Origin of the sequence: Paraburkholderia sp. GAS333, from assembly GCF_050435665.1 — a bacterium.
Taxonomy (GTDB): Bacteria; Pseudomonadota; Gammaproteobacteria; order Burkholderiales; family Burkholderiaceae; genus Paraburkholderia; species Paraburkholderia fungorum_A.
In genome coordinates, this window is sequence record NZ_JBNDKS010000008.1 from 123,418 (window position 1) to 143,592 (window position 20,175).

General features: G+C 56.9%; 10 protein-coding genes. 3 read left to right on the top strand and 7 right to left on the bottom strand.

Annotation, left to right across the window (positions count from 1 at the left end; translation table 11 throughout):
- Positions 1-139 precede the first annotated feature (139 nt).
- The 3 genes from ABH945_RS31365 to ABH945_RS31375 are packed head-to-tail and all read right to left on the bottom strand — an operon-like array spanning position 140 to position 5,866.
- On the bottom strand, positions 140-1,690 hold the full coding sequence (locus ABH945_RS31365; protein ID WP_429253247.1) for an efflux transporter outer membrane subunit: 1,551 nt from the start codon (positions 1,688-1,690) through the stop codon (positions 140-142).
- Positions 1,677-4,748, bottom strand: coding sequence for an efflux RND transporter permease subunit (locus tag ABH945_RS31370; RefSeq protein WP_429253248.1), 3,072 nt, complete (start codon positions 4,746-4,748; stop codon positions 1,677-1,679). The genes ABH945_RS31365 and ABH945_RS31370 overlap by 14 nt, the downstream gene beginning before the upstream one ends.
- Positions 4,745-5,866 carry an efflux RND transporter periplasmic adaptor subunit gene (locus tag ABH945_RS31375; RefSeq protein ID WP_143026438.1) on the bottom strand — a complete coding sequence of 374 codons (1,122 nt, stop codon included), beginning with the start codon at positions 5,864-5,866 and terminating at the stop codon, positions 4,745-4,747. Before ABH945_RS31375 ends, ABH945_RS31370 begins: the two co-directional genes overlap by 4 nt.
- Positions 5,867-7,430: 1,564 nt before the next feature.
- Here ABH945_RS31375 and ABH945_RS31380 point away from each other — a divergent pair.
- Positions 7,431-9,449: an esterase/lipase family protein gene (locus ABH945_RS31380; RefSeq protein ID WP_429253249.1), complete on the top strand. Its 2,019-nt coding sequence runs from the start codon at positions 7,431-7,433 to the stop codon at positions 9,447-9,449.
- Between the two features lie 3,809 nt (positions 9,450-13,258).
- Here the strand turns inward: ABH945_RS31380 and ABH945_RS31385 are convergent.
- The 3 genes from ABH945_RS31385 to ABH945_RS31395 all read right to left on the bottom strand — a co-directional run bounded on the left by ABH945_RS31385 (position 13,259) and on the right by ABH945_RS31395 (position 15,999).
- A complete protein-coding gene (locus ABH945_RS31385) occupies positions 13,259-14,233 on the bottom strand; it encodes a ParB/RepB/Spo0J family partition protein (protein WP_074771917.1) in 975 nt (324 codons plus the stop codon).
- Complete coding sequence (locus ABH945_RS31390; protein ID WP_171910365.1) at positions 14,230-15,441, bottom strand: ParA family protein; 1,212 nt, start codon at positions 15,439-15,441, stop codon at positions 14,230-14,232. The genes ABH945_RS31385 and ABH945_RS31390 overlap by 4 nt, the downstream gene beginning before the upstream one ends.
- Before the next feature lie 99 nt (positions 15,442-15,540).
- Positions 15,541-15,999: a hypothetical protein gene (locus tag ABH945_RS31395; RefSeq protein WP_429253250.1), complete on the bottom strand. Its 459-nt coding sequence runs from the start codon at positions 15,997-15,999 to the stop codon at positions 15,541-15,543.
- Between the two features lie 496 nt (positions 16,000-16,495).
- Here ABH945_RS31395 and ABH945_RS31400 point away from each other — a divergent pair, with 496 nt between their 5' ends.
- Positions 16,496-17,899 (top strand): replication initiation protein, encoded by a 1,404-nt coding sequence (locus ABH945_RS31400; RefSeq protein WP_074773336.1) that lies wholly within the window; start codon positions 16,496-16,498, stop codon positions 17,897-17,899.
- 339 nt (positions 17,900-18,238) lie between these two features.
- A complete protein-coding gene (locus tag ABH945_RS31405; protein ID WP_429253251.1) occupies positions 18,239-18,514 on the top strand; it encodes a YadA C-terminal domain-containing protein in 276 nt (91 codons plus the stop codon).
- Between the two features lie 152 nt (positions 18,515-18,666).
- Here ABH945_RS31405 and ABH945_RS31410 read toward each other — a convergent pair whose 3' ends face one another.
- Positions 18,667-20,175, bottom strand: coding sequence for a GntP family permease (locus tag ABH945_RS31410; protein ID WP_074771919.1), 1,509 nt, complete (start codon positions 20,173-20,175; stop codon positions 18,667-18,669).

Sequence of the window (20,175 nt, forward strand, 5' to 3'; positions counted from 1 at the left end):
GTTGCGGGTTGATGCTGTCAGCGAAGCGCGACCGTTCTGTTGGCGAGATTCAAAAAAAGCGCTGCTGCCGTGACATTCCGGCAGCAGCGCTTTTTTCGTGAGAGGGGAAATGCGGTTTAACGAGTCGCGCGCGACTCACCTACTGACTAACAGGCGGCATCGGATACGGCGGCGATGCGCTAACGGCAGACGTTGCCGGCTGCCAGCCGCCGCCCATCGCACGGAACAAGGCGACCTGCGCCTGCAACTGCCCGACCTGCTCCCGCACCAGCGTCGCCTGGCTTTCGAGCAACGCGATACGCGCCTGGTCGATATCCAAACGCCCCACGTCGCCTACCGTGAACTGACGCGTGGTTTTTCGCAGCACTTCGCCGCGACGTGCGACCTCTTCATTGCGTGCCTGCTGCAATTGCTCCTGGCGCTTCAATCTCGACAATGCCTGCTCGACATCGAATAGCGCACCGGATGCCGCTTTTTCATACGCACGGAGCGCCTGTTGTGCTTGCGCATCCGATGACTCCACCTGCGATTCCCGCGCGCCGAAATCGATCAACGGCATGGCGGCGGCTGCGCCGAACAGCCAGAACGTACTCGGCCCCAGCCCCTGTCCAGCGATCTCCCAACCATTGCGTGCGAGCAGCGCGCTCAACGAGAAGGTCGGCCAGTAATTCAGACGCGCCGCATCCGATTGCTTCACGCTTGCGAACAGGCGGTCTCGCGCGGCGATCAGATCGGGTCGCCGCATCAACAGATCGACAGGTTGTCCGGGAACGATATCCGGTAAAGGCTTCGGCAAACCGCTGGCCGAACTCAACGTCGTAGTCAGTTCACCGGGCTGGACGCCGCATAGATTTTCGAGCCCAAGCTGCGAAGCAGCGATAGCGGTCTCGACATCCTGTTGACGCGCCTCGACTTGCGCGAGCCCTGCGCGAGCGACATCGATATCCGTGCTCAACACCACGCCCGCCTTGAAACTGTGCTCGGCAATCGTGACGAAATCAGCGGCAATCTGACGGCTTTGCGCAAGCAGTTCCCGCTGCTGCAATAGCCCGCGATACGTCATATAAAGATCGGCCACTCCACCGATCACACCAAGCCGCACGGCCTCCGCATCACCGGCGGCTGCAAGCGTCGAGGCTCGCGCTGCCGCAAGACGCGCACGTCCGCGTCCGAATACGTCGATCTCCCATTGGGTCTGAAGACCGATTCGCCAGAATTGCGCATCGAGATCGTTGATGCCGAGAAACTCCTGAAACTCCAACGCCGTTTCGCCGCCGTGATATGACGCGGCCTGCGCACCCACGCCCACCGACGGCAACAATTGCGAGCGAGCGAGACGTATGCCCGCGCGCGCCTGATCAACCCGCGCCGCGGCAATGGCAATGTCGTAGTTGTTCCTGATCGCCGTTTCGATCAACTGCGTCAACGCCGGGTCGTTGAATTGCATCCACCACGTGGCGAGTTGTTCGTCGGTTAGCGATGCGTGCGTGTCCGTTGCCGCCGACGAAGCTTCGTTGAAATTCTGCGGCAGCGTCTTCGGCGAATCGAGTCTCAGCGAACCGGAGCAACCCGATACGATCGCGACGGACAGCGAAGCCAGCGAAGCCAGCGACGCATGACACATGGCACGCCAGATCGAACGAAAAGCAGTAGGCGGCACTGAGCGGTTCCGGTTATCAAGGCTTGCCATGTTGATCCCCGGCTTGTTGGCCCTCTTCCCACTCGTTGCTCTTGATCGAAAAGAGCAGCACGTAAAGCGCTGGAACGGCAACCATGGTCAGGACCGTCGCGAACGCGAGACCTGCCATCATCGTGATTGCCATGTCCTTGAAGAACGGGTCCCATAACAATGGCACCATGCCGAGGATCGTCGTGCCCGCAGCGAGCGCAACCGGGCGCAGACGACTCATCGAGCCGAAAATGACCGCCTGCATTCGCGGTACGCCCGATGAAATCTGACCGTCGATCTCTTCAACCAGCACCACGCCATTCTTGATCATCATGCCGATGAGACTGAGCAGGCCGAGCAGCGCCATGAAGCCGAACGCGCCACGGAACAGCAGCAGGCCGACCGTCACGCCGCAGATCGACATCGGCACGACAAGCAGCACCACCAGCGCAGGCTTGAGCCGGCCGAACATGAACAGCACCAGTAGGATCATGCCGATGAACCCCATCGGCAACTGGCGGAACAGACTTTCCTGCGCGATGGTCGACGATTCGTGTTCACCGCCCCACTCGAAGCTGTAGCCGGGCGGCAGCGGAATCGATTCGATATCGTGCCGCACGCGATTGAACGCGGCCACGCTGTTGCTGCCATACGTGACGCCAGCGGATACGGTGAGCGTTCGAATGCGATCGTTGCGCGAGATGTTGGCTTCTTCCGTTTGCGGCGAGACGCCGTCGAGCACGTCGCCGAGCGGAACATAACGGCGTTGCCCGGCGCTGAAAACCTGCATCGTGAGCAGGCGCTCCATGCCCTGCTCGCTATCGGGTGCGCGCAGCACGATCGGCAGCAACTGATCGTGCTCTCGGAAGATGCCGGCCGTGAGGCCTTCTGTCCCATACGCGAGTACGTCGTTCACCTGCCGACGCGTAACACCGGCAGAACGCGCGCGTGATTCGTCGAATATCGGCCGCACTACGTTGATGGGCGTTTCCCAGTCGTCGCGAACCGATATCATGCCGCCATCGTTGTGCAGAATCGCCTGCGCCTGACGACTCAAACCACGTAACACGCCAGGATCCGGGCCCATGAAACGCGCCTGAATCGGCGTGCTGCCGCCGGGGCCGAAGCTCGGTCGTATCACCGTCCAGCTCGCATTGGGAAAACGTTTCTCGAGTTGTTCGGTCACGGTGGGAATCATCGTGTCGATATCGCGCTGATCCTTTACCGTGACGATAAATTGCGCGTATCGCGGGTCGCGCGTTTCAGGGTCGTAGACGAGGAAGAAGCGCGTCGCGCCACCACCAATATAAGTGCCGACGTTCGCTACGCCATTTTGCGCAAGCAGGAATTTTTCCGCGCCACGCGTCTTTTCGGCGACCGCGCGAATGTCGGAGCCGAGTGGCAAGCGCATGTCTACATAAAAGATAGGCGTGGTCGAATTGGGAAAGAAGCTTTGCTCAACGAAACGAAATCCCCACATGCATACGCCGGTGAGCACCGCCAGCGAAATCACCACCGGCACCCGGCGGCCCGCTACCCAGTTCAAAAGACCCCGATACTTGCGATACAGCCGTGACTCGAACGGATCGGGTTGGTCGCCTTCATCCGCTTTGAACAGGTACGAACCAAACAGCGGCGTCAGGCCGATGGCGATCACCCAGCTAAATAGCAGCGATATCGCCGCAACCGCGAACAGTGACGCGCAGAATTCGCCGACCGCGTCCGGTGAAAGACCAATGCCCGAAAATGCCAGAATGCCAACCACGGTCGATGCCAGCAGAATCCACTGCCCCTGCTGCAGCACTTCGTTGGCGGCATCGATATGCGACATGCCCTTCTGCACGCGAACCAGCATGCCTTCACACACGACAATCGTATTGTCGGTCAGCATCCCCATCACGATGATCAGCGCGCCGAGCGAGATTCGCTGTAACTCGATGCCGGCGGCGTACATCACGAACAAGGTGCCGAGAATCGTCAGGAACAGTTCGACGCCGAGCACGACACCTGCGCGCCAGCCGAGTCCGATACCGAGCGCAACGCCGACAATGACCACCGCCAGCATCACGTCGAACACGAAGCCTTTAACGGCTGCATCGACGGCCTCCGGCTGATCGTAAAGCACATGCAGTTCCATGCCGAGCGGACGACTGCGCTCAAGCTCGCGCATTCGCGCCTTCACTTCCTCGCCCACTTTCACAACGTTTACGCGTGACCGCGCGCTGATGCCGATGGTGAGCGCGGGCTCGCCGTTATAACGAATCAGATTATTTGGAATCCTCGCGTAGCCATACGACACATTACCCAGATCGCCGAGTAGAACCGGACCCGCGGTCGAACCCACGGGCACTGAGCGAACTGCGTCAAGCGAATCCAATGTACCGGTTGGCGCAACCCGCAACAGCAGATCGCCGACGCGCTCGCGTCCCGCCGGGCGGATTTCGTTTTGCAGCGCGAGTGTTTGCGCGAGGTCGTCGGTGGAAAGATTGTTGGCGACCAGTTTCGCCTGATCGGCCTCGACCGTAATCTGTTCCTGCTGATTTCCGGCAATCACGATATCGGCGACATCGGGCATCGTCAGCAATTGCTTGCGCAATTCGCGCGCGTATTCGAAAAGCTGCGCCTGCGTATAGCCCTTGCCGGTGATCGCGTAAAACATCCCGTAGACATCGCCGAACTTGTCGAGAACGACCGTTGGACCTGCGCCGGGAGGTAGCCGCGCTTGCACGTCGCCGACCTGGCGGCGCAGTTCGTCCCACACTTGCGGCAAATCGGCGGAGGTGTAGCGGTCGCGAATCTGCACACGAACTTCCGAGTAACCGGGCATCGAGCGCGAACGCAGAAAGTCGACCTGCTCCATCTGCTGGATCGAGCTTTCGAGCCGGTCGGTCACTTCGTTCTCGACTTCCTTCGCGCTGGCGCCGGGATAGAACGTGACGACCACGGCCGTCTTGATCGTGAACTTCGGATCTTCGAGCCGCCCGATGTTGATATACGCGAACAGTCCGCCGAATAGCGACACGAGCGTGATCACCCACGCGATCAACGGCTTCTCGATAAGAGGGCGCGCGAGGTTCATTGATTCTCATCCAGTGGCCGCACCGCCTGCCCTTCGGCGACGAACTGCGAGCCGCCCCCCACTACCTTGTCGCCGACATGCAGGTCGCCTGCCACGATGGCCGAGTTGTCGCGAATCTCGCGCAGATCGACCGGCACCGCGTGGACCTTGCTCGATCCGGGGTCGTAACGCCATATCCTGTGCTTGCCGTCGGGCGTGACGGAAAGCGCGGCGACCGGCACCGACAGGGCGAGGTTCGTCGTGGGCGCCTGGGTTGCGCCGATGCGCACGCGCATCGCCATGCCCGGCAGCAGCGAAAGCTGCGTGGGCTGTTTGACACTGAACAACAACCGGTAAGAACTCGAGATGGGCGAACTCTGTGTCGAATGCTCGCGATAAACCAGCGGGAACACGTTGTCGGGGCGGTCCGGCGTCCACGCTTCCGCGTGCAGGGTGTTATTGAGCGGCAAGCTTTCGGCGATACTTTGCGGCAGCTCCACGCCGATCTCGATTCGCTCCGCGTTCTCCAGATTGAATACGGGTGCACCGGCCTGCACCATCTGCTGGGTTTCGATGGTGCGCCGTGCAATCCGCCCATCGAACGGCGCGATCAGGCGGGTATTGCGTAAATCGCGACGCGCCAGATCGCGTTGCACGCCCGCGACGTCAACAGCGGCTTTCAGCTGATCGAAAGCGCCGCCCGACAGGATGTTTTCGTTATGCAGTACGGCCTTGCGCTTGAGGTCGTCGGCGAGTTGCGTGTATTGCGCTTCGGCGCGGCGCACCACCAGTTCATAAGGCTCAGGATCGATTCGCGCGATCAGTTGACCTTTGCGCACGCGGCCGCCGTCAAGCACGGCAATCTGGACGACGCGCCCGGACACCTCGAAAGCCAGCGGCGAAATGCTGGTCTGCTCGACGCGGCCGGTGAACTCGCGCAACTCGTTGGCCCCTTCCTGCGTGACAGGCACCAACTGCACCATACGTGGCCCGGTATCGGTTGCGACTTCCTGTTGTCGCCCGCATGCACTCAGCGCGGCGAGTGCCAGAACGATGACTATTCGCGACCGGCGTACCGGCCGCTCTACCTCGTGCAGCACACAGGACCGCACTGCGGGGCGGCTTTCGTGAGCGGTCATTCAGGCCTCTCGTATGGTTAACCCACTACGCTTATGAGCGATATGACGAAACCTGCCGACCTTCTTGCGACGATGTAAAACCGTGCGTTTCAGGCAGGCGACACAAAGTGAAGGTTCAGCCGCAATGAGAGTGTCCGGCGTGGCGACAGTCGACACTCGCGATGGTCGCGGCATCGACCTCCTCCTTGCTTGGCGAGATGTGCGAGTGTGTTGTGTTCGGGCTATCGAGGTTTGCTTTGCGCTGCTTGATATCGTTCATGTCCGCACCTCGGATTGAAAATTTAATCCTGCCCGTCGCGACAACGAAAATGATGGCCGGACCGCCGACCATGCGACCGCGAGGGTGAGCCATTTGGGGTGGAAGACAATGACCAGAACCTGAGTGTCCCAGCCGATGCGCCAGCCTGCCCCGTAGCACCGGCGAAAGATAAACGAAGGTAACTGGCCAACGAAATCTCTTGCGAATTGTCTGCGCATAACGCGGGACACCCGTTCATGATTTTCAGGCTACCTGACAAAGTATTTAAGTTCCCAAACAATTCATTGTCAAGCGCTTAACTACAAGTGCCGAACCGAGCGAAGTATGGCGTTGCCAATCCCGGCACTGATCCAATTGCTCCGCTTCGCTAACGGTAAGCACATCATGCATTTTCTGCGAGTGAATCCTGAATGTTTGCGCGCGGCACGTACAAACAATGTCATGAGCACGTCATTGCCCTCACCCATATTGCACGATTGCCTGCGCTGTGCTCGGGGCACCGTACGTTCTGGCGATCATGCAACGCACCCGCTACGATGCATGATGGCCGATCGATACTAAGTCCGTCAATTGCTTGATTGCCTTATGCAAATAATTAGCGCGCGGCGCGACATTTGACAAATTGAGGCCGGAAATTCACACGCTCATTTTCTATCATGATCAGGATACCGATCTTCAGTCTCCGATCATGTCAAAAGAAAATAGCTGAATGGACGGACTGTAAGGGGACATCAAGGCGGGTTGTTTTCAGCTTCATATCATGACTGCAGACGTCGATGTGCCGTTTTTTCGATCGTGTGAAAATGTTAATTCTCGCCATCTATGTACAAGCGAAGACCGTGATATCGATCAGGCATCCCCAGCTTCATCAACTTCATGGTTCATGCGTGAGCGCTTCGCCAACTGCGTTTCTCGCGCGAGAGTAACAACGCGCAAAGCGCTCTGCGATGAAGCGATATAGTTTCCCCTGCTGAGGTCGCATAGGGCGAATAGACTGCTGTCACCGTGGTGGTCTTTCTGGTCGACCGGAGGTTGGGTCAGTGAAGCCACATTGCAGCGTATCCTCCAATTTCCCATGTCTGCGCACATGGGTAGCGCGGCTCAACTGACTCGCGCAAGCGGTCCCGTCAACCACGCAGATGAGGTAATCGCCCCAATGCTTCGACGCAATCGTTCGAGAAGTCGGTGTGCTGCGCAGCTATCATCAACGCGAATCGTTTGTATAGTTAAACGGATCGGCAATCTGGAGATACCCAGGTGCATGGCGTGGGCGAATTGACAATGGCGCGCACTCGGTCACTGCGTATGCCATGGCGCCTTACGTTCGCCCTACTGGTCGCCAGCCTCCTCTCCGGGTGCGCGATGGTGACCGTCAGTTCGCTCGGCCCGCAGCAATACATCGCCATGCGACGCGGCGATATTCTTTCCACGGGTCGGTTGAGCGCGGCGACTCGCGACACGTTGCGCATCGCGGCGCTCGATGAAGGCGCATGTCAACAAAACCCGCAAGCGTGCATCGATTCGATCGCGACCGTTCCGGGTATCAATATCGACCAGCGTCTTGCCAGCCTGGCCGAGCTTTCGCTTCAGATGGCGATGGCTCAAACGCCGGCCAACAACGCGTCCTGGAGTGACGCCCAATTCGATCTCTGGCTGAGAACGGTCAGATACGCTTATGCCTATCTCTTCTACGGGCAGCGCACGGCGGGTGAACGTGCGTTCGAAGATCGGCAGACGCAGGTGCGTGACTATTACAACTACGCGGCGCAGGAACTCGCGACTGCCCTATTCCGCCGAGGCGCGGGCGGCACCGACGCGGACAATCGGGACCCCGCCAAGCAGGTGATAGGAAACTGGACAATTCACGTCGACTTAAGCCGGTTTCGATTGCCTGAAGGTGTGCGCGAACCACGCGAAGTTATCCCGGCATCAAGGCTTTCTTTTGCAGGACTGCGCAGTATTTATCGCCGCGACGGTTTGGGCGCGGAGTTGGTCGCGGTGATGAACACTCCCTCGCCAGCCGAACGCGCCGAACCGGGTCATGCCGACGACGCGGCCAGCGCGACCGAAGCCGCAGAGGATTCCACGAGCGGCACGACAACTACCGGGACATCGGGACGTCCCACGTCGGCCCCGGTCTTCCGTGAAATGCCATCGCCGAACGTCACCGCGCTGTTTCTGTTCAACGTCGAGACGCTGGAAGAATTGCGCGACACACGTGATGTGATTCTGGCGGTCTACGACCCCTATCGCGAAGCAAGTGTTCAGCGGCATGACCAGACCGTGCCGCTAGCGGCCAACTTTAGTGCGGGTTACGGGATCTGGCTCGCGCGCTCGGGTTTTGCCGGGCAGTCGTTACGCACGCTTTTTGGCCGCGCACGCGGCATTGATACTCCGCGCATTTATATGATGCAGCCATTCGATCCCGATCGACGCATCATTCTGATGCTGCACGGGCTGGCGAGCAGTCCCGAGGCGTGGGTCAATGTCGCGAACGACATTCAGGGCGACGATGTGCTTCGTCAGCATTTTCAGGTGTGGCAGGTTTATTACCCGACCAACGTGCCGATTCTCGTCAGTCTCGCGCGAATTCGCAGAGCCGCGCGGCAGACCTTGCAACACTTCGACCCGGACGGCACGTCGACGGCATCGCACGGCATGGTGTTGATCGGACACAGCATGGGCGGCGTTATCGCGAGGCTGTTGGTTTCGACATCCGATGAAGAACTATGGACCACGTTCCAGGACAAGTATTTACCCGAGGGCGCCGAGTTGGACCGCGAGGATGAACGGCTGAACCGGCTGCTACGCTTTTCGCCGATGCCGCAGGTCGAGCGGGCGATTTTTATTGCTGCGCCTCACCGCGGCACGCCGTTCGCGAGCAATCGCATCGCTCGCTGGGCGGCAAACCTGGTGCGCCTGCCGCTCGCGCTGCTGCACGAATTCGAAGAAGTGATGCAGAGCGCGACCAACATTGAAAGCGGGGACAAGGAGCGGCAGACGTTCCATGTGCCTAACAGTATCGAGCAGTTGCGTGAGAGCGATCCGCTGATTCAGGCGACTGCGCAGTTGCCGATCAGCCCCGAAGTCTGCTTCCACTCGATTATCGCGAGGCGTAGGGAAACGGGCCCGCTTGAAGATTCCGACGATGGTGTGGTGCCGTATCGGAGCGCGCATCTCGCCGACGCACGATCTGAAATGGTGATCGTCTCGGGACATAGCGTGCAGGAGACGCCGCAGGCCATCCGGGAAATTCGGCGGATTTTGCATGAGGATATTGCGGAGGTGGCGAAGGAAGATGGGGCGGTGGGGTGTGGGCGTTGAGTACGGTGGGGTTGCGTGCGCGGGTTGGTGGCCTGGTGATTGCGAGGGGCGGTTTTTTTCGGGGAGACCTGGGATTCGGCCGGTTTGTGGTTTGCGTGGGCGTGACTGCTAACTGAGGTTATCGCTGCCTCTGTCCATGAAGGGGGCACCATGGCATTTGCGAAGGCCGAGCGTGCCTGATAAACATGCGGGCCGATAAATTCGCTCACGGATGAAGGTGCGGGATGCCTCATTGGCAATGCCTTCAGCCTCTCATTCTGTCGACGCGCGTCTTTGACGAAACATCTTATGGAAGATGTCTAATTGATTAGGATTGCAGTTCATATTGTCGACTGAGAAGCCGAGCGAACGCTTTATCGGGGGAAGTCTGATTGAGGGGAATCGGGCGGACGTGTGGAGCCAGATGAATTACGGGGATGGCTGTGGCTGACGTGGTCGTTGCGACCGCGCCTGGGTTCGGACATGCGCCGTTGTCTGGCAGATCAGCATAGTCAATGAATCGAACGCGGAATTGGCTTCCCGCGAATTGGCAAGCACGCCTAGATCGTCTTCGTGACCGACTCCGCCGATCACTTCTGACTCCGGTTCGGTGAGACGTGGCCTATAACTTATCAAGCCCTTAAGGGCCGCTCCGCGCCGGTCTCGCTCGCAGCGAGTTGCTGGTGGGCGAGCGTCCGCAAACGCAGAACGGTGCGCTGGAAATCTTTGCAGACCGGCGATGACCGTTGGTGCGGCGAGTAGCTGAACCTAAGCGGCGCGAGGGTCTGCGGCGTGCGTGCCAATGATTGCGAATTTCTACTTGCACTAGCGTATGTTGGTCCGCGTCTGCTCCACCCGGCGTGTCCCAGGTTGCGAAGATGCGCGTTATATCGCGACGCGGTGCGGGATTTCCTTTGCAGATCTTTCGATTCCGTTGCGCAGGTGTTTGCCAACTATGTGGTCGCCCGGAATATGAAATTGATCGGCAAGTGCGATTCAGCGTGGATGCTCTGTCGCGTGGACAGCGCGGTCAAAGTTGACTGCCTCAGTGAGGCTTTGAAACTGGCGGCACGGCAGTGCGAATGAGTCGGCTTCCGCCGGTTCTAGTTATAGCTAACCTCTTACGCAGAGCACTGTCGAGTCGTGAATGATGGCACTCACAGTCGTTGCCGAAGCGAGCCAAAGGCCGTCGACCACGCTAAAAGTTGGCAACTTTCAAAAGCCACTTCTTGCGATAAAAATTCCCTCAAACACCCCACTACATATTACGTAGCAAATAATACAAATCCCCAAGCGTCATCATAGTTCTGATTGGAAAAGAGCGGATTTCAAGGAAACAAGCTGACGCGTGCTATCAAAGCAGCTATTTTCGTGAAACATATGCTCTAAACTCAAATAAAAACCATATTAAACAATAAGTTATTTTGACATACAAATGTTCACTAATGTTTCACAGAATCAATGACGGACGAAACAGCCCGCGAGACGATATTTGTCGTGGACGCTGATCGGATTGCTAGACATTTGGGAGCCGGGTCCGTCAAGCTTCGCTCTGCAGGAGGTTCCGATACTCATAACAACAGGTTTCGTACTGATTGTGAACCGATAAAGATTCGATTCCTGAAGCGATACGATATGTCCCTATATTTTTATGCTACGAGAGTTTTTGTTTCAGACAGTTGGGCGACTGTTTGTGATTCCATGCGCGGCGTTGGCGTATTTCGTATGGTTGATTGAAATAGCCGTGTCGAGCTAACTGCCAGTACCGTCTGAATCACTCGCCCCAACGTGATCAAGCGAATCGCTTACGTCTGAGCAAGACAATTAGCATCGCCGCGGCATTGGCAATTTGTGTCGTTGTCCAGCTTAGGCCGGTACTCTCCCCTAGCTGCTCCCCAGGCATGGCCGCTAGCGGCTTAGCTTGACAACAAAGCGTTTAGTTAAAGCGAGCAACCGATCTGGACCCCGTATTGTCTCCGGCTTAAAAGCAGACCATTAAAGGCATAGGCCAGCTCGTCTGAATGCGTACAGGTAAGCTGTCCGTACACGAGAGAGATATGCAAACTCGATCGGCGTCTAAGCAATTCTTCCGAACTACTGCCTCGCGCGCATTAGAAGTAGACGGCGCTATGACTGCAGGGAGTTGTTGACACTCTACTCCGGTTAGAAGGGTCCGAGTTTCCTGGCGGTTACAAACGCTAAAGGAAGGGCGAGGTTGCGGCCGTGGTAGGGCGTGGACAAATGAGGATTGCGGGCATTCGACAATGGGCCGATGACCTGCTTTGACCACCGTCGACTCGATCACGCGTCGCTTCGCTGATGCGATATACACGTCGATTTTAGGTGAGATCTCAAGAAACCCAACGCGATGCGAGAAATATGCCTCGCGGTGACGCGACTACTTCGGTTCGCTGCGAGGGCGGAGCAAAATCTTTGGCGCATCGGGTTCACATAGACGGCGACAGCAGCAGCCACAAAAAAGGAGCGATGGCGATTTCACCGCTAAGCTGCTCCTATGAGCCGCTCTCCATGACAAAGTTGAAAACTGAGGTTTTTCACTAAAACCGGTACTTCATTGGGCATCGAGTCCAGCGGTATCCGGCTTTCGATTGCAGGTCGGTTTGTCTGCCTACCGCTCGGCTATTCCCGAATGAAGATTTATCAACAGCGGATATAGCTCTGTCGCTACCCTCGCGAATAAGCAAGCCGAGAGGCAATTCAGCATTTTACAAGCCGACGACAACTGCGATGGGCTACTAGCCACATCCCCTAACAATGAAAATATGCCGCGGCAGACGATATGCATTGCTCGGTGGACACCACTATTGGCGGTACTCAAGCAGATAGGGGAGTTTCTGTCTGAGAGGCCCCGTCGCCTTCCTCCAATAGTCAGCGTGATCCTGGCCTAATAGGTCATGTGATCGCCGTCCGGTTGTACTGGGGCGTATTGGGATGAAAACACGATAGCGATCACGCTAAAAAACGTATGGCCGCTAAATTGGCATCTTTTTTAACCGTAACGCGGCTAGCTTCGCCGCCTCTGTAAAGCAGCACGTGCAGATGCCCTCTGAGGGTAATGCAGATAAATTCAAATAAGGTCGCCGACTACATGGCCCCGAAGGAAAACCCATCGTCACCAAGATATCGCCTGTGCGCTTTTATATTCATTGGTCAGACTCCACGGACGATGCTAACGGCCCTTCCTAGACTGGAGATAGCTTCGATTGCCCCGGTTCAAGGTTCGACGTGAATGACAAATTAGGGTGTAGGAGGGATGCGACCTAGTAGCTGTACGGCAGCTATATCAATGCCCGAGCCGATTTAAAGGCAATCCAAATGACGGCGCGAAAGCAACTGCAACCGTTAGAGAAAAGTTCGCCGGATGACTAAGCGGCGGCACTGGCACCCTCTGCGGATGGAGTGCAGGCGTATAGTTGACGCTCAAAATCACGATTGAGAATGCAAACCGGTGTTCTCACGCGAAACCTAACTATTCATCCCCCTGCCTCTACTGACCCGGTCCTGTCAGAGGCTTTACTTTTGCGTGAGCGACGCCCTACGATTTAAAGACCAGGCAAAATATTGAGCCGTTTTAATTTTTGAGTGACGCAAGTACGTGTTGCACCTATTTCGATTACCTCAATGGTCGCCGTCTGCCTTATCTACCTTGGTTAGCCGACGGATGAAAACGTTGTTAAGGTGTCTAGACTCTAGACACTCACCCCATACAGGTGTCTAGACTCTAGACACCTCGTCAGCAAAGCAAATCTCCCCGCAGAGCGAAAAATAAAGCCCGCATTATGCGGGCTTTATTTTTGAATTCAGTTCTATCAGCTTGTTTTTGGCTGTGTCTGGAACATTTCGCCGATGAGTTGCCGTATCTGCACCTCTTGCGCCTCGGTCAGCACACCCGCTTTAATCTTAATGGTGAAGTTGCTAACGTCTTTGGTGATGCTTCCGGCCTGCTCTCGTCCCGAGAAAAATTTATCGATGCTACGTCCAGTGGTCGCCTCTGACGAGGTCTTTCGCGTCGCCAGCGCGGCAATAGCAGCGGCTGCCTTGCCCTGGTCCATTTCCCCTCTCGCTACAAGCGGCCAAATCTCCGTGGCGGCTTTGACGCCATCTTCACCATGCTTTTTGATACTGGCGGCGATAGCTTGTGCCGCTGTTCCCCCAAGTAAGCGAGGCTGAATGTCGAGGTCTTTTTTTACAAAATCAGGCAAATTTTCAAACGCAAGAAATTGATAGAGACCCGCGCGCGACAACCCCATCGCCTCTGCCAATCGCTTACGGTTAGGAAACTCTGATTCCGATCGTCGAATGGCAACACCGATTTCGTAATCAGCCAAATCGTCCCGACTAATATTCTCAACCATCGCAAGCACGGCCATGTCTGAATCAGTACATTCCGCGACGACGGCTTTGATTGCATCAATACCCAACATTTTGTGGGCACGCCAACGGCGTTCGCCAGCAACAATCTGATAGTCATCCCCAGTCCGGCGGACGACGATAGGCTGCATCAGCCCCACTTCACGAATAGACTCCGCGAGTTCTGTCAGCTTGGCTTCGTTGAACACGCGTCGAGGTTGCCAAGGATTCGGCAAGATTCCACCCACCTGCAACAGCGACGCTACGCCCGTTGACTCCAACTCCTGTACGCGAAGTTGCGCGACGGCCAAAGCACCGGCGAGGCCTGGCGCAGTCTGCGTACGATTGCTACGCTTAACTTCCTCTTCATTGATAGACGAAGTCTTACGGATGCCGGACGTCTTTGCCAGCAGTTGTTCTCGCATATTGCTCATTGCGCATTCCTCCATTTTTCCGAATAGATCTCATCGATCCATCGGCAGTAGTCGACGAGTGGCTGCTTGACTCGTTGCAGCGACTTGGCCGCACTATGGGTACTGCTAATATCGAAGACCGTCGAGAAGGCTAAAGCTCCTGTGCTCATTACCGAACTCGCCGGAACCTCAATTGAATGCAGCCAGTTTTCGTAAGCACTTTGCGCCCAGGCGCGCACAATCGGCGCGGATGAGTTTCGCCCGTAGTCCACTCGCGAAAGTACGAGTGAAACGAAGTCGTACTTCTTATCCTTTTCATATTTGATAAAGCTTTTCGATACGTCTGAAAAAAGCCTCCAGAACGACAGCGAACTAATGAAATCCAGGTTTTCAGGAACCATCGGCATAATCATTGCATCGGCGGCCATCAGCGCATTCAGATTTAGATACGAGAGCGAAGGTGACGTATCCATCAGAATGTAGTCGTACTTCTTTCGCAGAGGTTCGAGACCCTGGCGAAGCACGGTCCAGAATCGGAAGCCCGGCTTCATCTTTTGCATCGCAGGCAGATGAAACTCCGCCCCAATCAACTCAGTGTGAGCAGGGATCACGTCGATGCCATCCCAATAAGTTGACTGCACTCGAGCCTCCAGACCGCCCTCAATGTCCTGATCGTAGACAAACGGCAGCACCGTGTCCTCGGGCGTCACGTCTTTTTCTGCATACAGTCCACAAAGCTCCGACAGTGACGCCTGCGGATCGAGGTCGACCACCAACACCTTTCGACCGCGTAGTGACAGCCCTTGCGCCAGACACATAGTCGTGGTCGTCTTGGCGGACCCGCCTTTTAACTGCGCCGTTATGACGATTTTTCCATCGGGCTCTTTCAGACGAGTAACGAGCGATGTCTGATATATGTCCGACACCTTTTGCACCCAGATCCGCGCTTCTTCCAAGGTAAAAGTTCGCGTCCGACCGGTGCCGGCTGCAGTACCCGGGGGCAATTCACCATCGCCTTTGGTGGCGAGATATTGAACCTGCGAGTGGGAGATATTGCACATCTCGGCGATTTCTCCCGTTTTGAAAACGGGAGCCGTCTTCCGCGGACGAGGAGCCAGAATCGTGTCACGCAGTTCATTTGTGAAAATCGTGACCTTTTCCGCAAACTGGCTAATCTGCTCAAAATGCACTGTTCGGTCTACGGCAGGGAGTTGGCTCGTTCTGACCATTCTGAGGTTTTTCCATAAAATTCTAGAAACCTCAGAATACAGGAAATACTCGAAGATAGCTTTCCAAATCGCTGTTTATACGTGCATTTTTTTGCAAATCTACCGCATTTTTACATTTTCTCGGCGGGTAGACATGACTTCTGACTTCGAGCGCTCCAATGCATCCGACTTCATATACCTGCAGAGCCATGAGCTGAGAATCAAATTTGCACAAATGACCTCACCGTCCTTGTTTAAACATCGCAAAAATACAGAAAAATGCTCAAAAAATAACCACAAGGTGAGGCCCGTTGTGCAGATCAGCCCGTTGTCCAAATGCGTGGAACGACAATCAGCACAACCAACCTCACCTTCGCCCACCGAACGGTTGGATCCTCGGTGCATTTCTGCCGAAATAGGATCGTCTCGAGCACACGCACAATGAACCTCACCATGCTCCGGGTTAAAAACCGGTGATCGATTCAAACCTAGCGAACCAATCACTGCCTCGTAAGCCACGCGCAGCACAATGAACCTCACCATCCACGCTACATTCGTTCCCGGCACAACAAACTTCACCTTGATGTCCGGCTCTCACATTCATGTCTGAACGCTGGTTTGTTTGTTTTTTTTAAATCGTAAACAAGCCAACCAACCAACAGGGAATCTCTATTCCAATTAAATTCAAGTACTTAATGGTCTCAAGGTGAGGTTATATGTGTAAAAGGTGAGGTTGGCTGTGCCGGAAGGTGCGGTTGAATGTGCAGCAAGGTGAGACCTGTTCTGCACGTTGGTGAGGTTAGATGTGTTTAGACGCGGCTTAAACGCACAGGGTGAGGTGCATTGTGCGAACGCGATGGAATTACCCCTCGAGCCCGTCTACAAGGGATTTCCACCGAGAAGACGCTACGTAAAAGGTGAGGTTAATTGTGTCAACGGTGAGGTTTAATGTGCGCGCCCGGGATTCGGCCACCACCTCAGCCTTCCAGTCAGACTTGATGGTGAGGTTCTGTGTGTTGACAGCTCACCACCGCATGCTTAAAGTCCCGAAAGCAAAAAAGAGTGGATGAAAAACATGGCGGCGGACAGTCCGGAAGAAGGCAAGTCGAAGGTAACGTCGCGACAAATGGCACTTGCGCTATTTGAGGACATGTTCGACCTGGGACTGCGCATCAACGAGGCCAATCGCGAAATCGGCTATCAGCGCAACGATTTCTTCACCGAAATCGTCAATATGGGGCTGCCGGCGCGTCGCTTCCTCGACGCCGCATATTTCATCGTTGCACAAGAGCCCGAACAGCGCGACCAGTACGACGTCGAGCTGAATTACTTCAAGTGGTTGATGCGCTATGACAGCCGCAACCTCAAGCACTTGCGCACCATTGCAGACGAAGCTCAGAACGCCAAGGTTCGGGTAACGAATACGCCTATGGACCGGGACCCCAATGAGAATGATCTATGGGTTCAAGTCCAGCTCATCGGCATGGTTGGTTTTCATCGCGGGCGGATGCGCTTCGACGTCCACCCTCGTCTTGTTCCGCATATCCGCGATCCGCAAAAATCTCATTGGCTGAGTCTGCGCATTTCAACTGCGTTCACGCGCAGCCTCGCGCGCGCAATTTACGACAAGGTGATGCCGCACGTCCCGGCGGGCCGTACGGATTGGATTCAGCTCGATGAGATGCGCAATTGGCCCGGCAGAATGGGCGCGAATGCCGCTATCTTCAAATATTTCAAGCGTGACTGGCTTGAACCGGCCGTGCGTGAGATCAACGATGTGTCAGACATCGAGTTGACGTACGAGACGAGGACTGCGTCGACGTCGTCAAAAAAAATTGACCGCATCCGGTTCTTGCTCAAACGTAAGGACACGGCTGATGCCGTGCTGGCGAGCTTGGCCGACGCCAGCCATCTCTATAAGACCCTTACAGACGAGTTCACGCTCTCCACCAAGCAGTTCAGCGAAATCTCGGAAAACCGCGACGTCTGGACCGACGAGCGTATCCAGCAGGCGATCGAATACACGCGATTCAGGATTAACCGAGGCCAGGTTAAGAAGAGTCCGGCCGGCTATCTGATGAGAGCGCTCCGCGATAACTGGAAAATGTCCGACGCCGAGCGGACCATGGTCGATGTGCAGGCAAAGCTTTTAGCCGACGAAGTACAGGAGCAGGTCGCAAAAACCGAAGTGAGAAATTCGGTGGCGCGGAGCGTGGCGTCGCGTGAGGAGGAAGTTCGTGCGCGCATGAACGAGGATTCGGGTAAGGGGCGCGATTTCTTCAACGCTGCCGACGCGAGAACGCGGAACGAACTTTTGCACGCGTGGACGACGTCGCGGGAAGGCAAGCTGATGCTTCGGCGCATGAAACTCGAGCCGTCCACGGTGACTGAAGACGTTGTTCTGGCGAACACCGAACTGGTCTGGTATCTCGGGCAGTTCGTATTTGGGCGGATGAATTCGTCGCGTGCATTGGCTTGAATGGCAAGTTGCGTCGGGCGCGCGATTTCGTTTTCTCACGCCGCCGCCAGCAGTAACGACTGTGCGACTGCTTTCGCTCACCAGGCTACCGTTTTCTTCAATTCCTGTCCGTGATACAGCTGGGAACCTGGAGCGACATGAGATCGCGTCCAGGCAACGGATATTTCAAAGTCATCGCATAGGACTTAACCCGCGCCTCGCGATGGATCAGCATTACTCATGCCCTTGCCAGCATCGCTTCGAGAAGAGGGCGGGTACGGACTCTGCCGGCGCCGTGGCGCCAAACATTTACATTCCTGCTCGGTGAACAACCTGCTGCCGCAAGGAATCGCACAAGGTGTGCAGCAGTCCAATCATGCGAATCACGTGATCAATCAGGTGGCGCGCAGTGCGTATGCCGATGTCGCTGCAGCGATGGCGATGCCGAACATGACGCCGTCGGGTCCCGACCGTGCGATCGTTGCCGCACGCGCGGGCAATTACGAGAACGGCAGCGCGTTAGCAGCAGGTATGACGTATCGTTCGCAGGGCGGTAACTGGCTGATGAACGGCGCTGTATCAGTGACGTCCACGGGCGATGCCGGCGGACGTGCCCGGGTCGGCTGCGAGTTCTAACTACATACGAAGCGACGACAGAAGTGTTGCACGGTCTTGCCCGCCCTGGCAGACCGTGCTTTTTTTGTGCCTCACTAACGTATCCGTATTCCAGTCGTCGGTTGATGAAATCAGTATCGTGCGCAGAAAAACGCCAGCCGCGCGAGCGCGAACTAGAACGACCCAACAATCGATCCGAGAACGATCACCACAACCAGCGCAAGCAACGCCCCGAGAATGCCGACGATCACAATGTCGCGATAGCTCTCGCGATGAGTCGATCCGCACACCGCCAGCAAGGTGACCACCGCGCCGTTGTGCGGCAGGCTGTCGAGCGTGCCCGATGAAATTACCGCGACCCGATGCAGCAGCGCAGGGTCGATGCCGTGTTGCGCGGCCAGTTGCAGATAGGTGCCACCGAGTGCATCGAGTGCAATCGTGAGACCGCCGGATGCCGATCCGGTCAGCGCGGCCAGCAGGTTGGTCGCGACCGCAAGCGACACCAGCGGGCCGCCGCCCACGCCGAGCACCCATTCTCGCACCAGCGCAAACGCCGGCAATGCCGCGATCACTGCGCCATAACCCACCAGACTGCCGACGCTCAACACCGGCAGCACCGATGCGTTCGCGCCGGCGTCGACGGTATCGCGCAAGGCAGGCAGGCGACGGCGGTTGAGCAGCACCAGCGCGACAATCGCCACCGCGAGCGCCACGCATACGCCCCACACACCGCCCACCGCGGCCAGCGACGTCTCGCCCCAACGGATATCCGACAGATAGTCGGCGTCCAGTCGCGGCAGCACGATCATGCTCATGATGAAGTTCACGACGACCACCAGCACGAGCGGCGTCATCGCGACACCGAACGACGGCAGGTCGCTGCTGATATGTCCGTGCTCGATTTCCTCCGGATCGAAACTCTGCGAAACGGTGGCGCGTTCACGCACGAGGTTTGCATTGAGTGCGGGCTTCGCTTCGTTCACGGCGACATTCGCCGCCGCGCCGAATCCCTCGAAACCTTCGTTCGCCGCCTTCGCGCGCGATTGCTGAAGCGACAGCCACCAAAGTCCGAACCCCACCATCACGATGCTCGCTATCACGCCGAGCCCCGGCGCGGCAAACGGCGTCGTGCCGAAGAACGGCATTGGGATCGCATTCTGGATCGCGGGCGTGCCGGGCAACGCGGACATCGTGAAGGTGGACGTGCCGAGCGCAATCGCCGCCGGCATCAGTCGACGTGGAATGTTCGCCGCCTGGAACAGTGCGGTCGCCATCGGTGCAATCACGAAGAAGGCGACGAACAGGCTGACGCCGCCATACGTGACCAGCGCGCCACCGATCACCACCGCGAGAATCGCCCGATGCGCGCCGAGCTTCTCCGTCATGTAGCTGGCGATGGCCTTGACGGAGCCGCTGTCCTCCATCAGCTTGCCGAACAGCGCGCCGAGCAGGAACAGCGGGAAGAACTGCGCGACGAATCGCGCGGCGCTGATCATGAAGGTTTGAGTCCAGTGCGCGAGTACGGGCTCGCCGGAGATCGCCGCGGCGAGCATCGCGGCAAATGGTGCGAGCAGCAACACGGTCCAGCCGCGATACGCAAAGCCGATCAATACCGCGAGACTCGCGAGCATCGCAAACAACCCGAGACCGGCCGCGAAGGGTGACAGAACAATGACGTCCAT